The sequence below is a fragment of the Streptomyces sp. NPDC016469 genome (assembly GCF_040632905.1).
Taxonomy (GTDB): domain Bacteria; phylum Actinomycetota; class Actinomycetes; order Streptomycetales; family Streptomycetaceae; genus Streptomyces.
On sequence record NZ_JBEYCQ010000008.1, the window covers coordinates 72,100 to 85,120 of the forward strand.

Sequence of the window (13,021 nt, forward strand, 5' to 3'; positions counted from 1 at the left end):
AGATGCCGCGCAGTCTCAAGAAGGGGCCCTTCGTCGACGGCCACCTCGCCAAGAAGGTGGACGTACAGAACGAGGCCGGCACCAAGAACGTCATCAAGACCTGGTCCCGTCGCTCGATGATCGTCCCGGCCATGCTGGGTCACACCATCGCGGTGCACAACGGCAAGATCCACGTCCCGGTGTTCGTCACCGAGTCGATGGTCGGCCACAAGCTCGGCGAGTTCTCGCCGACTCGCACCTTCCGCGGCCACGTCAAGGACGACCGGAAGTCGAAGCGCCGCTAACGCGGGGTGACTGACTATGACTTACACCGAAGGGACAACCATGGAAGCCAGGGCCCAGGCGCGGTACATCCGCGTCACGCCCATGAAGGCCCGCCGCGTGGTGGACCTCATCCGTGGCATGGATGCCACGGAGGCTCAGGCGGTCCTGCGTTTCGCCCCGCAGGCCGCGAGCGTGCCGGTCGGCAAGGTGCTGGACAGCGCCATTGCCAACGCCGCACACAACTACGACCACACCGACGCCTCTTCGCTGGTCATCAGCGAGGCGTATGTGGATGAGGGCCCGACCCTGAAGCGGTTCCGTCCGCGTGCCCAGGGCCGTGCCTACCGGATCCGTAAGCGGACCAGCCACATCACCGTGGTCGTCAGCAGCAAGGAAGGAACCCGGTAATGGGCCAGAAGGTAAACCCGCACGGGTTCCGGCTCGGCATCACCACGGACTTCAAGTCCCGCTGGTACGCCGACAAGCTGTACAAGGACTACGTCAAGGAAGACGTCGCCATTCGTCGCATGATGACGAAGGGCATGGAGCGCGCCGGTATCTCGAAGGTTGAGATCGAGCGCACCCGCGACCGCGTCCGCGTCGACATCCACACCGCTCGCCCGGGCATCGTCATCGGCCGCCGCGGCGCCGAGGCCGACCGCATTCGCGGCGAGCTGGAGAAGCTGACCGGCAAGCAGGTCCAGCTGAACATCCTCGAGGTCAAGAACCCCGAGGTGGACGCTCAGCTGGTGGCCCAGGCCGTCGCCGAGCAGCTCTCCTCCCGCGTCTCCTTCCGTCGTGCCATGCGCAAGAGCATGCAGAGCACGATGAAGGCCGGCGCCAAGGGCATCAAGGTCCAGTGCGGTGGCCGCCTCGGCGGCGCCGAGATGTCCCGCTCGGAGTTCTACCGCGAGGGCCGCGTGCCCCTGCACACGCTCCGCGCGAACGTCGACTACGGCTTCTTCGAGGCCAAGACGACCTTCGGCCGCATCGGCGTGAAGGTCTGGATCTACAAGGGCGACGTCAAGAACATCGCCGAGGTCCGCGCCGAGAACGCTGCTGCCCGTGCGGGCAACCGCCCGGCCCGTGGCGGCGCTGACCGCCCGGCCGGCCGCGGTGGCCGCGGTGGCGAGCGTGGCGGCCGCGGCCGCAAGCCGCAGCAGTCGGCTCCGGCCGCCGAGGCCCCCAAGGCCGAGGCGACCGCCGCTGCTCCGGCTGCTGAGAGCACCGGAACGGAGGCCTGACCGAAATGCTGATCCCCCGTAGGGTCAAGCACCGCAAGCAGCACCACCCGAAGCGCAGCGGCATGTCCAAGGGTGGCACGCAGGTTGCGTTCGGCGAGTACGGCATCCAGGCGCTGACCCCGGCGTACGTGACGAACCGTCAGATCGAGTCCGCTCGTATCGCCATGACGCGTCACATCAAGCGTGGCGGCAAGGTCTGGATCAACATCTACCCGGACCGTCCCCTGACGAAGAAGCCGGCCGAGACCCGCATGGGTTCCGGTAAGGGTTCGCCCGAGTGGTGGATCGCCAACGTCAAGCCCGGACGCGTCATGTTCGAGCTGTCGTACCCCAACGAGAAGATCGCCCGTGAGGCGCTTACTCGCGCGGCCCACAAGCTGCCGATGAAGTGCCGGATCGTCAAGCGCGAGGCAGGTGAAGCGTGATGTCGGCCGGTACCAAGGCGTCCGAGCTGCGCGAGCTGGGCAACGAGGAGCTCCTCAACAAGCTCCGCGAGGCCAAGGAAGAGCTGTTCAACCTCCGCTTCCAGGCGGCGACCGGGCAGCTCGAGAACCACGGTCGGCTCAAGTCCGTCCGTAAGGACATCGCCCGGATCTACACCCTGATGCGCGAGCGCGAGCTGGGCATCGAAACGGTGGAGAGCGTCTGATGAGCGAGAACACTGTGACTGAGACCAAGACCGAGCGCGGCTTCCGCAAGACCCGCGAGGGCCTCGTCGTCAGCGACAAGATGGACAAGACCGTCGTCGTCGCCGTCGAGGACCGCGTGAAGCACGCGCTGTACGGCAAGGTCATCCGCCGTACGAACAAGCTCAAGGCCCACGACGAGCAGAACTCCGCCGGTGTCGGCGACCGCGTCCTCCTGATGGAGACCCGGCCGCTGTCCGCCACCAAGCGGTGGCGCATCGTCGAGATCCTCGAGAAGGCCAAGTAATTCCTGAGGGGGCTTCCCCTCAGGTCAGTTCCGCCAGGCTCGGCAGGGGCACCCGTTAGCGGGGCCCCTGCCGGGAACCGGCAGACGATCAGGAGATAGACGTGATCCAGCAGGAGTCGCGACTGCGTGTCGCCGACAACACGGGTGCGAAGGAAATTCTCACCATCCGTGTTCTCGGTGGCTCGGGTCGCCGCTACGCGGGCATCGGTGACGTCATCGTCGCCACCGTCAAGGACGCGATCCCCGGTGGCAACGTGAAGAAGGGTGACGTCGTCAAGGCGGTCATCGTTCGCACCGTCAAGGAGCGTCGTCGCCAGGATGGCTCGTACATCCGCTTCGACGAGAACGCCGCCGTCATTCTGAAGAACGACGGCGACCCCCGCGGCACCCGTATCTTCGGCCCGGTGGGCCGTGAGCTGCGCGAGAAGAAGTTCATGAAGATCATCTCGCTCGCGCCGGAGGTGCTGTAAGCATGAAGATCAAGAAGGGCGACCTGGTACAGGTCATCACCGGTAAGGACAAGGGCAAGCAGGGCAAGGTCATCGTGGCCTACCCCGCTCAGGACCGCGTCCTCGTCGAGGGTGTCAACCGGGTCAAGAAGCACACCAAGGCCGGCCAGACCGCTCGCGGTTCGCAGACCGGTGGCATTGTGACGACCGAGGCCCCGATCCACGTCAGCAACGTGCAGCTGGTTGTTGAGAAGGACGGCAACAAGGTCGTTACTCGCGTCGGCTACCGCTTTGACGACGAGGGCAACAAGATCCGTGTTGCCAAGCGCACCGGTGAGGACATCTGATGACTACCACCACCGCGCCGCGTCTCAAGACGCGCTACCGCGAGGAAATCGCCGGCAAGCTGCGTGAGGAGTTCTCCTACGAGAACGTCATGCAGATCCCCGGTCTGGTCAAGATCGTGGTCAACATGGGTGTGGGCGACGCCGCCCGCGACTCCAAGCTGATCGACGGTGCCGTCAAGGACCTCACCACGATCACCGGTCAGAAGCCGGCCGTCACCAAGGCCCGCAAGTCGATCGCGCAGTTCAAGCTGCGCGAGGGGCAGCCGATCGGCTGCCACGTCACCCTCCGCGGTGACCGCATGTGGGAGTTCCTGGACCGTACGCTGTCGCTCGCGCTGCCGCGTATCCGTGACTTCCGTGGCCTGTCGCCCAAGCAGTTCGACGGCCGTGGCAACTACACCTTCGGTCTCACGGAGCAGGTCATGTTCCACGAGATCGACCAGGACAAGATCGACCGGGTCCGGGGCATGGACATCACCGTGGTCACCACGGCGACCAATGACGACGAGGGTCGTGCCCTCCTTCGTCACCTCGGCTTCCCGTTCAAGGAGAACTGACCGTGGCGAAGAAGGCTCTGATCGCTAAGGCCGCCCGTAAGCCGAAGTTCGGCGTCCGGGGTTACACCCGGTGCCAGCGCTGCGGCCGGCCCCACTCCGTCTACCGCAAGTTCGGCCTGTGCCGCGTGTGCCTTCGTGAGATGGCTCACCGTGGCGAGCTGCCGGGCGTGACCAAGAGCTCCTGGTAATTCTCCTTCGCCCTTTGGGCGTTGGGAATCACCGGAGACTCTCGGTAAGCATCTGGTCGGCAGGAGTCCGGCCCCGCATGCCGTAGGCTTGCAGGGTTGGGCGCCTGCCGCCCATGACCGACTTACTACGCCGTAGGTCCCCGCACCGCACCCGTCCCGCCTCTGAGCGGGGAGAGGGATGGCGCATACAGGAAACCCCGGCGAGAGAGGCCGAAGGCCAACTCATGACCATGACTGATCCCATCGCAGACATGCTCACGCGTCTGCGCAACGCGAACTCGGCGTATCACGACGACGTGACGATGCCGCACAGCAAGATCAAGTCGCACATCGCGGAGATCCTCCAGCAGGAGGGCTTCATCACCGGCTGGAAGGTCGAGGACGCCGAGGTCGGCAAGAACCTCGTCCTCGAGCTGAAGTTCGGCCCGAACCGCGAGCGCTCGATCGCCGGCATCAAGCGAATCTCGAAGCCGGGTCTGCGTGTCTACGCAAAGTCCACCAACCTGCCGAAGGTCCTCGGCGGCCTGGGCGTGGCGATCATCTCCACGTCCCACGGTCTCCTGACCGGCCAGCAGGCTCAGAAGAAGGGCGTAGGTGGGGAAGTCCTCGCCTACGTCTGGTAGTCGGGAACGGAGGAATAGCTCATGTCGCGAATCGGCAAGCTCCCCATCCAGGTTCCCGCCGGTGTGGACGTCACCATCGATGGCCGCACGGTCAACGTGAAGGGCCCGAAGGGCACCCTCACGCACACCGTCGCGTCGCCGATCGAGGTCACCAAGGGTGAGGACGGCGTCCTGAACGTCGTCCGCCCGAACGACGAGCGTCAGAACAAGGCCCTGCACGGCCTGTCCCGCACGCTGGTGGCGAACATGATCACCGGTGTGACCCAGGGGTACATCAAGGCGCTCGAGATCAGCGGTGTCGGTTACCGCGTCCAGGCGAAGGGCTCCAACCTGGAGTTCGCCCTGGGCTACAGCCACCCGATCCTGATCGAGGCCCCGGAGGGCATCACCTTCAAGGTGGAGACCCCCACGAAGTTCACCGTCGAGGGCATCGACAAGCAGAAGGTCGGCGAGACCGCGGCCAAGATCCGCAAGCTGCGGAAGCCTGACCCGTACAAGGCCAAGGGCGTCAAGTACGCCGGCGAGGTCATCCGCCGCAAGGTCGGAAAGGCTGGTAAGTAGCCATGGCATACGGCGTGAAGATCGCCAAGGGCGACGCGTACAAGCGCGCGGCTCGCAAGCGGCGCCACATCCGCGTCCGCAAGCACATCTCCGGTTCGCCGGAGCGTCCGCGCCTGGTCGTGACCCGCTCCAACCGCCACATGGTCGCCCAGATCATCGACGACATCGCGGGCCACACGCTCGCGTCGGCGTCGACCCTGGACGTCTCCATCCGTGGTGGCGAGGGCGACAAGAGCAGCCAGGCCAAGCAGGTCGGCGCCCTGGTCGCCGAGCGTGCCAAGGCCGCAGGCGTCGAGGCCGTCGTGTTTGACCGCGGTGGTAACCAGTACGCCGGGCGGATTGCCGCTCTGGCTGACGCCGCCCGTGAAGCCGGGCTGAAGTTCTAGCCCCGGTTCCTACGCACAGCGGACGTAACAGAGAGAGGTAAATCCAATGGCTGGACCCCAGCGCCGCGGAAGCGGTGCCGGTGGCGGCGAGCGGCGGGACCGGAAGGGCCGTGACGGCGGCGCTGCCGCCGCCGAGAAGACCGCGTACGTCGAGCGCGTCGTCGCGATCAACCGAGTCGCCAAGGTTGTGAAGGGTGGTCGTCGCTTCAGCTTCACCGCGCTGGTCGTGGTGGGCGATGGTGACGGCACCGTCGGTGTCGGTTACGGCAAGGCCAAGGAAGTTCCCGCGGCCATCGCCAAGGGCGTGGAAGAGGCCAAGAAGAACTTCTTCAAGGTCCCGCGTATCCAGGGCACCATCCCTCACCCGATCCAGGGTGAGAAGGCTGCGGGCGTCGTCCTGCTCAAGCCGGCTTCCCCCGGTACCGGTGTGATCGCCGGTGGCCCGGTGCGCGCCGTTCTCGAGTGCGCCGGCGTCCACGACATCCTGTCGAAGTCGCTCGGGTCCTCGAACCCGATCAACATCGTGCACGCGACCGTGGCGGCCCTCCAGGGCCTGCAGCGTCCCGAGGAGATCGCGGCCCGCCGCGGTCTGCCCCTCGAGGACGTCGCCCCTGCGGCCCTGCTTCGTGCGCGTGCGGGAGCGGGTGCGTAATGGCTCGCCTCAAGATCACGCAGACGAAGTCGTACATCGGCAGCAAGCAGAACCACCGCGACACCCTGCGTTCGCTCGGGCTCAAGCGCCTGAACGACTCGGTTGTCAAGGAGGACCGCCCCGAGTTCCGCGGCATGGTGCACACCGTCCGCCACCTCGTGACGGTTGAGGAGGTCGACTGACATGGCGGAGAACAAGCCGCTGAAGGCCCATGACCTCCGGCCTGCCCCGGGCGCCAAGACCGCCAAGACCCGTGTGGGTCGTGGTGAGGCGTCCAAGGGTAAGACCGCTGGTCGTGGTACCAAGGGCACCAAGGCCCGCTACCAGGTTCCGCAGCGCTTCGAGGGTGGGCAGATGCCCCTCCACATGCGTCTGCCGAAGCTCAAGGGCTTCAAGAACCCGTTCCGCACGGAGTACCAGGTCGTGAACCTGGACAAGCTCGCGACGCTCTACCCCGAGGGTGGAGAGGTCACGGTGGCCGACCTGGTCGCCAAGGGTGCCGTGCGCAACAACCACCTCGTCAAGGTCCTCGGACAGGGCGAGATCTCCGTGGCGCTGCAGGTTTCGGTTGACGCCGTCTCCGGTTCCGCCAAGGAGAAGATCACCGCCGCCGGCGGTACCGTCACCGAACTGGTCTGAGACAACTCGGACACTTAGGTGACCTGAACATCCGACCGGGGATGCCCTCTCAAATGGGGCATCCCCGGTTGGTCGTTCCTAGGGGGGCATGTACGCCGGTAAGGTGGCGTCCGTTGCTGTGGTATCCCCTGGGCGCACGCGTCCGGGGCTCCTTGGCTTTTACGTATCCGTCGATCCTCAAGACCGTCACCTCTACGCTCTGCGCGGGGGTCGCAGGAGGCACCGTGCTCACCGGCTTCGCCCGGGCGTTCAAGACGCCCGACCTGCGCAAGAAGCTGCTCTTCACTCTCGGCATCATCGTGCTCTACCGGCTCGGGGCCCACATCCCGGTACCGGGCGTGAGCTACGAGAACGTCCAGACCTGTGTTGATCAGGCCAGCAAGGGCAACAACAGCCTCTTCGGCCTGGTGAACATGTTCAGCGGTGGTGCGCTGCTGCAGATCACGATCTTCGCGCTCGGCATCATGCCGTACATCACGGCCAGCATCATTCTCCAGCTGCTGACCGTGGTCATCCCCCGACTCGAGGCGCTCAAGAAGGAGGGGTCGTCCGGCCAGGCGAAGATCACGCAGTACACGCGTTATCTGACGGTCGCGCTCGCCATCCTCCAGGGCACCGGCCTGGTGGCCACCGCCCGCAGCGGCGCCCTGTTCAGCGGCTGCCCGGTCGCCGACCAGATCGTCCCGAACGACTCGCTGTTCACGACCATCACGATGGTCATCACGATGACCGCCGGCACCGCCGCCGTCATGTGGCTCGGTGAGCTCATCACCGACCGCGGCATCGGCAACGGCATGTCGATCCTGATGTTCATCTCGATCGCCGCCACCTTCCCGTCCGCCATGTGGGCCATCAAGACCAGCGGCAAGCTCGCGGACGGCTGGATCGAGTTCTTCACCGTGATCCTGGTCGGCTTCGTGATGGTGGCGCTCGTCGTCTTCGTCGAGCAGGCCCAGCGCCGTATCCCAGTGCAGTACGCGAAGCGCATGATCGGACGCCGCTCGTACGGTGGCACCTCCACCTACATCCCGCTGAAGGTGAACCAGGCGGGTGTGATCCCCGTCATCTTCGCTTCTTCGCTGCTCTACATCCCGGCCCTGATCGTCCAGTTCTCCAACTCCAAGGCCGGCTGGGCCGTCTGGATCCAGGACAACCTGACCAAGGGCACGCACCCGTACTACATGACCGCCTACTTCCTGTTGATCGTCTTCTTCGCCTTCTTCTATGTGGCGATCTCGTTCAACCCCGAGGAAGTCGCCGACAACATGAAGAAGTATGGTGGCTTCATCCCGGGTATCCGGGCTGGTCGACCTACTGCCGAGTACCTGAGCTACGTGCTCAACAGGATCACTTGGCCGGGCTCGCTGTACTTGGGTCTGATCGCTCTTGTGCCGACGATGGCGTTGGCAGGCTTCGGTGGCGCCAATGCCAACTTCCCCTTCGGTGGGACGAGCATCCTCATCATCGTGGGTGTGGGTCTGGAGACCGTGAAGCAGATCGAGAGCCAGCTCCAGCAGCGCAATTACGAAGGGTTCCTCCGCTGATGCGAATCGTCCTCGTCGGCCCGCCGGGTGCCGGCAAGGGAACGCAGGCCGCGTACCTTGCCAAGAACCTGTCGATTCCGCACATCTCCACGGGCGACCTCTTCCGCGCCAACATCAGCCAGGGCACCGACCTTGGCAAGCAGGCCCGCGCCTACATGGACGCCGGGCAGCTGGTGCCGGACGAGGTGACGAACGGGATGGCCAAGGACCGCATGTCCCAGCCGGACGCGGCCGACGGCTTCCTGCTCGACGGCTTCCCGCGCAACGTGGGCCAGGCCGAAGCCCTGGACGTGATGCTCAAGGACGAGGGCGTGAAGCTGGACGCCGTGCTCGACCTGGAGGTCCCCGAGGACGAGGTCGTGAAGCGGATCGCGGGCCGCCGCATCTGCCGCAACGACAGCGCGCACGTCTTCCACGTCACGTACAACCCGCCGAAGACCGAGGGCGTCTGCGACGCCTGCGGCGGCGAGCTGTACCAGCGCGAGGACGACACCGAGGAGACGGTGCGTACCCGGCTGGAGGTCTACCACACGCAGACCGAGCCGATCATCGACTTCTACCGGGCACAGGACCTGGTGGTCACCATCTCCGCGCTCGGCAAGGTCACCGAGGTGACCGACCGGGCCATGGAGGCGCTGAAGAAGTCCTCGGAGGACTGAGCGCCCACCCCGTAGTACGAGCAGTACGAGCCGGCCGCGGCGTCTTCGGACGCCGCGGCCGACTGCTTGCCGCCGCGTATCGTGGAAGCCCCGCCCCCGGGGCCCCGCCCCCGTCACCGTCCCACCGGAAAGGCGCCGCAGCATGGTGCAGATCAAGACCCCCGAGCAGATCGCGAAGATGCGCGAGGCGGGGCTGGTGGTCGCTGCCATCCACGCGGCCACCCGTGAGGCGGCGGTGCCCGGCGCCACCACCCGCGACCTGGACCAGGTCGCCCGCAAGGTGATCGCCGACCACGGCGCGAAGTCGAACTTCCTCGGGTACGGCGGGTTCCCCGCGACCATCTGCACCTCGGTCAACGAGGTCGTCGTCCACGGCATCCCGGACGACAAGACGGTCCTCAAGGACGGCGACATCATCTCCATCGACGCCGGGGCGATCGTGGACGGCTGGCACGGCGACGCCGCGTACACCGCCTTCGTGGGTACGGGTCACGCTCCGGAGCTGATCGAGCTCTCCCGGGTGACCGAGGAGTCGATGTGGGCCGGCATCGCCGCGATGAAGGCCAACAACCGCCTGGTCGACATCTCGAAGGCGATCGAGTCCTACATCCGCCGCCAGCCCCGCCCCGCCACCGGCAAGTACGGGATCATCGAGGACTACGGCGGGCACGGCATCGGCACCGAGATGCACATGGACCCGCACCTGCTGAACTACGTCTCCCGCAAGCGCGGCAAGGGCATCAAGCTGGTCCCGGGCCTCTGCCTGGCCATCGAGCCCATGGTCTCGCTGGGCACCCCGCACACGGAGGTGCTGGAGGACGAGTGGACCGTCATCACCACGGACGGCACGTGGTCCTCGCACTGGGAGCACTCCATCGCCCTCACGGAGCAGGGCCCGCTGGTCCTCACCGCCCCGGACTGCGGTCGCGAGAAGCTGGCGCAGTACGGCGTGGAGGCCGCTCCGGACCCGCTGGGCTGAGCCTGCTCCACCGGACGGGTCCGGTGCGGCGGTCCGAAGCTTGTGAGGCGCCTTGGCGCCGAGCCCGCGAGGCCTGCGTATGGGAGGGGTCGGCGTGGAGGCCGCTCCGGATCCCCTGGGCTGATCGGGGTCCGCGGGAAGGTCTAAGGATCTCCCCGGATGGGCAAACTTGACGGATTCGCCTTTGGGAGTCCGCTGACGTAGACTGACTCGTCGGCTCTCGTGCATCCGTGTGTCCACATACGGGGAACGAAAGTCGATCAAGGTAGCCGATTCGAAGGGCGAAGCGTGGCCAAGAAGCAAGGTGCCATCGAGATTGAGGGCACCGTGATCGAGTCCCTCCCGAACGCCATGTTCAGGGTGGAGCTCCAGAACGGTCACAAGGTCCTCGCGCACATCAGCGGCAAGATGCGTATGCACTACATCCGCATCCTCCCGGATGACCGGGTCGTCGTGGAGCTTTCTCCGTACGACCTGACGCGTGGCCGGATCGTCTACCGCTACAAGTAGATCTTGCCGCCGTCCGCATCCGTGCGGGCGTGGGCACTGACCCGGAGAACCTGACATCCCATGAAGGTCAAGCCGAGCGTCAAGAAGATCTGCGACAAGTGCAAGGTGATCCGCCGTCACGGCCGGGTCATGGTCATCTGCGACAACCTGCGCCACAAGCAGCGCCAGGGCTGACGCACGACCCCCTGCATCTCGCAGTTCGCGCGACGCACGTAACACGTACATACGCAGAGCCCGTCCAAGCCACGGCTGACGACACCTCCGGCGGGGGCCGGGGACCCGGACGTACCACCTCTCCCAGCGAGGGGTCGGCGGTCGGGAGTGGTTCTGCGGAAGACCCCCGACTTAACAACTGGAGCCATTGAATGGCACGCGTTTCAGGTGTTGACATCCCGCGCGAAAAGCGCGTGGAGGTTGCCCTCACCTACGTCTTCGGTATCGGGCGCACCCGGTCCAAGGAGATCCTCGCCGCCTCCGGCGTGAACCCGAACACCCGCGTTCGCGACCTGGCCGAAGAGGACCTGGTCAAGATCCGCGAGTACGTGGACGCCAACCTCCGCACCGAGGGTGACCTCCGCCGCGAGATCCAGGCCGACATCCGCCGCAAGGTCGAGATCGGCTGCTACCAGGGTCTCCGTCACCGCCGCGGTCTGCCGGTCCACGGCCAGCGCACCAGCACCAACGCCCGTACCCGCAAGGGTCCGCGTCGCGCGATCGCCGGCAAGAAGAAGCCCGGCAAGAAGTAGTCCTCAGCGGACGCACTGCGGGCGACCGGCTTCCCGGCCTCCGCAGCAACCAGCGGTCTTCGCTGTAGGACCGATCACCTCCCCTCTCCATCTGGAGTCAAGACATGCCCCCCAAGGGTCGTCAGGGCGCAGCCAAGAAGGTGCGTCGCAAGGAAAAGAAGAACGTCGCTCACGGCCACGCGCACATCAAGAGCACGTTCAACAACACGATCGTCTCGATCACGGACCCCTCGGGCAACGTGATCTCCTGGGCCTCCGCCGGCCACGTCGGCTTCAAGGGCTCGCGCAAGTCCACCCCCTTCGCCGCGCAGATGGCCGCCGAGTCGGCCGCCCGCCGCGCGCAGGAGCACGGCATGCGCAAGGTCGACGTCTTCGTGAAGGGTCCGGGCTCCGGCCGCGAGACCGCGATCCGCTCCCTCCAGGCCACGGGCCTCGAGGTCGGTTCGATCCAGGACGTCACCCCGACGCCGCACAACGGCTGCCGTCCGCCGAAGCGTCGCCGCGTCTGAGTCGTCACGGCCGGTGACGGCCGTGCGCCAGTAGCGCCGGGTCCGGGCGGTACACCTCTTCGGAGGCGTGCCGCCCGTACCCTTGTTACATCTGTCGGGCATCAAATAGTGGGTGCCCACGACTGAAGGACTCACATCATGCTGATCGCTCAGCGTCCGTCGCTGACCGAAGAGGTCGTCGACGAGTTCCGTTCGCGGTTCGTCATCGAGCCGCTGGAGCCCGGCTTCGGCTACACGCTCGGCAACTCCCTGCGCCGCACGCTCCTCTCGTCGATCCCGGGTGCCGCTGTCACCAGCATCCGCATCGACGGTGTCCTGCACGAGTTCACCACCGTGCCGGGCGTCAAGGAGGACGTGACCGACCTCATCCTCAACATCAAGCAGCTGGTCGTCTCCTCGGAGCACGACGAGCCCGTCGTGATGTACCTGCGCAAGCAGGGCCCCGGCCTGGTCACCGCCGCGGACATCGCCCCGCCGGCCGGTGTCGAGGTGCACAACCCGGACCTGGTCCTCGCCACGCTGAACGGCAAGGGCAAGCTGGAGATGGAGCTGACCGTCGAGCGCGGTCGCGGCTACGTCTCCGCCGTCCAGAACAAGCAGGTGGGCCAGGAGATCGGCCGTATCCCGGTCGACTCCATCTACTCGCCGGTGCTCAAGGTCACGTACAAGGTCGAGGCGACCCGTGTCGAGCAGCGCACCGACTTCGACAAGCTGATCGTCGACGTCGAGACCAAGCAGGCCATGCGTCCGCGTGACGCGATGGCTTCGGCCGGTAAGACCCTGGTCGAGCTGTTCGGTCTGGCGCGCGAGCTCAACATCGACGCCGAGGGCATCGACATGGGCCCGTCGCCGACGGACGCCGCGCTCGCGGCGGACCTGGCGCTGCCGATCGAGGAGCTGGAGCTCACGGTCCGCTCGTACAACTGCCTCAAGCGCGAGGGCATCCACTCCGTGGGTGAGCTCGTGGCCCGCTCCGAGGCGGACCTGCTCGACATCCGCAACTTCGGTGCGAAGTCGATCGACGAGGTCAAGGCGAAGCTGGCCGGTATGGGCCTGGCGCTGAAGGACTCGCCTCCCGGCTTCGACCCGACCGCCGCCGCCGACGCCTTTGGCGCCGACGACGACGCGGACGCCGGTTTCGTGGAGACCGAGCAGTACTAGGACGCCTCCCGGCCGGGGTGCGCCTGCTTGCAGGGGTGCCCCGGTCCGGGCGAGGGCTTTCGTCCTCAAT

24 protein-coding genes are annotated in these 13,021 nt (G+C 66.2%); all 24 read left to right on the forward strand.

Translation table 11 applies throughout. From position 1 onward, the window contains the following. The first annotated feature begins 2 nt into the window (after positions 1 to 2). The 24 genes from rpsS (at position 3) to ABZ565_RS11360 (ending at position 12,951) form a co-directional block, all read left to right on the forward strand. On the forward strand, positions 3 to 284 hold the full coding sequence (gene rpsS / locus ABZ565_RS11245) for a 30S ribosomal protein S19 (RefSeq protein WP_018101224.1): 282 nt from the start codon (positions 3 to 5) through the stop codon (positions 282 to 284). A gap of 40 nt (positions 285 to 324) precedes the next feature. Continuing rightward, positions 325 to 672 carry a 50S ribosomal protein L22 gene (rplV, locus tag ABZ565_RS11250; protein ID WP_004571827.1) on the forward strand — a complete coding sequence of 116 codons (348 nt, stop codon included), beginning with the start codon at positions 325 to 327 and terminating at the stop codon, positions 670 to 672. Further along, complete coding sequence (gene rpsC, locus ABZ565_RS11255) at positions 672 to 1,508, forward strand: 30S ribosomal protein S3 (protein WP_018101223.1); 837 nt, start codon at positions 672 to 674, stop codon at positions 1,506 to 1,508. Before rplV ends, rpsC begins: the two co-directional genes overlap by 1 nt. 5 nt (positions 1,509 to 1,513) lie before the next feature. Then, positions 1,514 to 1,933, forward strand: coding sequence for a 50S ribosomal protein L16 (rplP, locus tag ABZ565_RS11260; RefSeq protein WP_018101222.1), 420 nt, complete (start codon positions 1,514 to 1,516; stop codon positions 1,931 to 1,933). Beyond that, the gene (gene rpmC / locus ABZ565_RS11265) at positions 1,933 to 2,157 is read left to right on the forward strand and encodes a 50S ribosomal protein L29 (protein WP_014047786.1); all 225 of its coding nucleotides are present in this window, start codon (positions 1,933 to 1,935) and stop codon (positions 2,155 to 2,157) included. Before rplP ends, rpmC begins: the two co-directional genes overlap by 1 nt. Then, positions 2,157 to 2,441, forward strand: a complete 285-nt coding sequence (gene rpsQ, locus ABZ565_RS11270) for a 30S ribosomal protein S17 (RefSeq protein WP_136317111.1) — start codon at positions 2,157 to 2,159, stop codon at positions 2,439 to 2,441. The genes rpmC and rpsQ overlap by 1 nt, the downstream gene beginning before the upstream one ends. 101 nt (positions 2,442 to 2,542) lie before the next feature. Next, positions 2,543 to 2,911 carry a 50S ribosomal protein L14 gene (gene rplN / locus ABZ565_RS11275; RefSeq protein ID WP_003966950.1) on the forward strand — a complete coding sequence of 123 codons (369 nt, stop codon included), beginning with the start codon at positions 2,543 to 2,545 and terminating at the stop codon, positions 2,909 to 2,911. Positions 2,912 to 2,913: 2 nt separating this feature from the next. Beyond that, the gene (rplX, locus tag ABZ565_RS11280; protein WP_003966949.1) at positions 2,914 to 3,237 is read left to right on the forward strand and encodes a 50S ribosomal protein L24; all 324 of its coding nucleotides are present in this window, start codon (positions 2,914 to 2,916) and stop codon (positions 3,235 to 3,237) included. Continuing rightward, the gene (rplE, locus tag ABZ565_RS11285; protein WP_018101220.1) at positions 3,237 to 3,794 is read left to right on the forward strand and encodes a 50S ribosomal protein L5; all 558 of its coding nucleotides are present in this window, start codon (positions 3,237 to 3,239) and stop codon (positions 3,792 to 3,794) included. The genes rplX and rplE overlap by 1 nt, the downstream gene beginning before the upstream one ends. Positions 3,795 to 3,796: 2 nt before the next feature. Continuing rightward, on the forward strand, positions 3,797 to 3,982 hold the full coding sequence (locus ABZ565_RS11290; RefSeq protein ID WP_003948630.1) for a type Z 30S ribosomal protein S14: 186 nt from the start codon (positions 3,797 to 3,799) through the stop codon (positions 3,980 to 3,982). Positions 3,983 to 4,206: 224 nt separating this feature from the next. Further along, positions 4,207 to 4,605, forward strand: coding sequence for a 30S ribosomal protein S8 (rpsH, locus tag ABZ565_RS11295; RefSeq protein ID WP_018550614.1), 399 nt, complete (start codon positions 4,207 to 4,209; stop codon positions 4,603 to 4,605). Between the two features lie 21 nt (positions 4,606 to 4,626). Next, positions 4,627 to 5,166: a 50S ribosomal protein L6 gene (gene rplF / locus ABZ565_RS11300; RefSeq protein WP_018101218.1), complete on the forward strand. Its 540-nt coding sequence runs from the start codon at positions 4,627 to 4,629 to the stop codon at positions 5,164 to 5,166. Positions 5,167 to 5,168: 2 nt separating this feature from the next. Then, on the forward strand, positions 5,169 to 5,552 hold the full coding sequence (gene rplR, locus ABZ565_RS11305; RefSeq protein WP_018101217.1) for a 50S ribosomal protein L18: 384 nt from the start codon (positions 5,169 to 5,171) through the stop codon (positions 5,550 to 5,552). Between the two features lie 46 nt (positions 5,553 to 5,598). Beyond that, a complete protein-coding gene (gene rpsE / locus ABZ565_RS11310) occupies positions 5,599 to 6,204 on the forward strand; it encodes a 30S ribosomal protein S5 (protein ID WP_018101216.1) in 606 nt (201 codons plus the stop codon). Further along, positions 6,204 to 6,386 carry a 50S ribosomal protein L30 gene (rpmD, locus tag ABZ565_RS11315; RefSeq protein WP_003966943.1) on the forward strand — a complete coding sequence of 61 codons (183 nt, stop codon included), beginning with the start codon at positions 6,204 to 6,206 and terminating at the stop codon, positions 6,384 to 6,386. Before rpsE ends, rpmD begins: the two co-directional genes overlap by 1 nt. A 1-nt stretch (position 6,387) precedes the next feature. Further along, on the forward strand, positions 6,388 to 6,843 hold the full coding sequence (gene rplO / locus ABZ565_RS11320) for a 50S ribosomal protein L15 (RefSeq protein WP_018101215.1): 456 nt from the start codon (positions 6,388 to 6,390) through the stop codon (positions 6,841 to 6,843). Between the two features lie 224 nt (positions 6,844 to 7,067). Then, positions 7,068 to 8,387: a preprotein translocase subunit SecY gene (gene secY / locus ABZ565_RS11325; RefSeq protein WP_361023602.1), complete on the forward strand. Its 1,320-nt coding sequence runs from the start codon at positions 7,068 to 7,070 to the stop codon at positions 8,385 to 8,387. After that, positions 8,387 to 9,046, forward strand: a complete 660-nt coding sequence (locus tag ABZ565_RS11330; protein ID WP_361023606.1) for an adenylate kinase — start codon at positions 8,387 to 8,389, stop codon at positions 9,044 to 9,046. The genes secY and ABZ565_RS11330 overlap by 1 nt, the downstream gene beginning before the upstream one ends. Before the next feature lie 142 nt (positions 9,047 to 9,188). Then, positions 9,189 to 10,025, forward strand: coding sequence for a type I methionyl aminopeptidase (gene map, locus ABZ565_RS11335; RefSeq protein WP_361023609.1), 837 nt, complete (start codon positions 9,189 to 9,191; stop codon positions 10,023 to 10,025). 288 nt (positions 10,026 to 10,313) lie between these two features. Next, positions 10,314 to 10,535 (forward strand): translation initiation factor IF-1, encoded by a 222-nt coding sequence (infA, locus tag ABZ565_RS11340; protein WP_014047798.1) that lies wholly within the window; start codon positions 10,314 to 10,316, stop codon positions 10,533 to 10,535. Positions 10,536 to 10,595: 60 nt separating this feature from the next. Further along, positions 10,596 to 10,709: a 50S ribosomal protein L36 gene (gene rpmJ / locus ABZ565_RS11345; protein ID WP_003956441.1), complete on the forward strand. Its 114-nt coding sequence runs from the start codon at positions 10,596 to 10,598 to the stop codon at positions 10,707 to 10,709. Positions 10,710 to 10,900: 191 nt separating this feature from the next. Beyond that, positions 10,901 to 11,281: a 30S ribosomal protein S13 gene (gene rpsM, locus ABZ565_RS11350; protein WP_018101211.1), complete on the forward strand. Its 381-nt coding sequence runs from the start codon at positions 10,901 to 10,903 to the stop codon at positions 11,279 to 11,281. Positions 11,282 to 11,385: 104 nt separating this feature from the next. Beyond that, positions 11,386 to 11,790 carry a 30S ribosomal protein S11 gene (gene rpsK, locus ABZ565_RS11355; protein ID WP_003956432.1) on the forward strand — a complete coding sequence of 135 codons (405 nt, stop codon included), beginning with the start codon at positions 11,386 to 11,388 and terminating at the stop codon, positions 11,788 to 11,790. A gap of 138 nt (positions 11,791 to 11,928) precedes the next feature. Then, entirely contained in the window at positions 11,929 to 12,951 is a 1,023-nt protein-coding gene (locus ABZ565_RS11360) for a DNA-directed RNA polymerase subunit alpha (protein ID WP_003966937.1), read from the forward strand. Positions 12,952 to 13,021 lie beyond the last annotated feature (70 nt).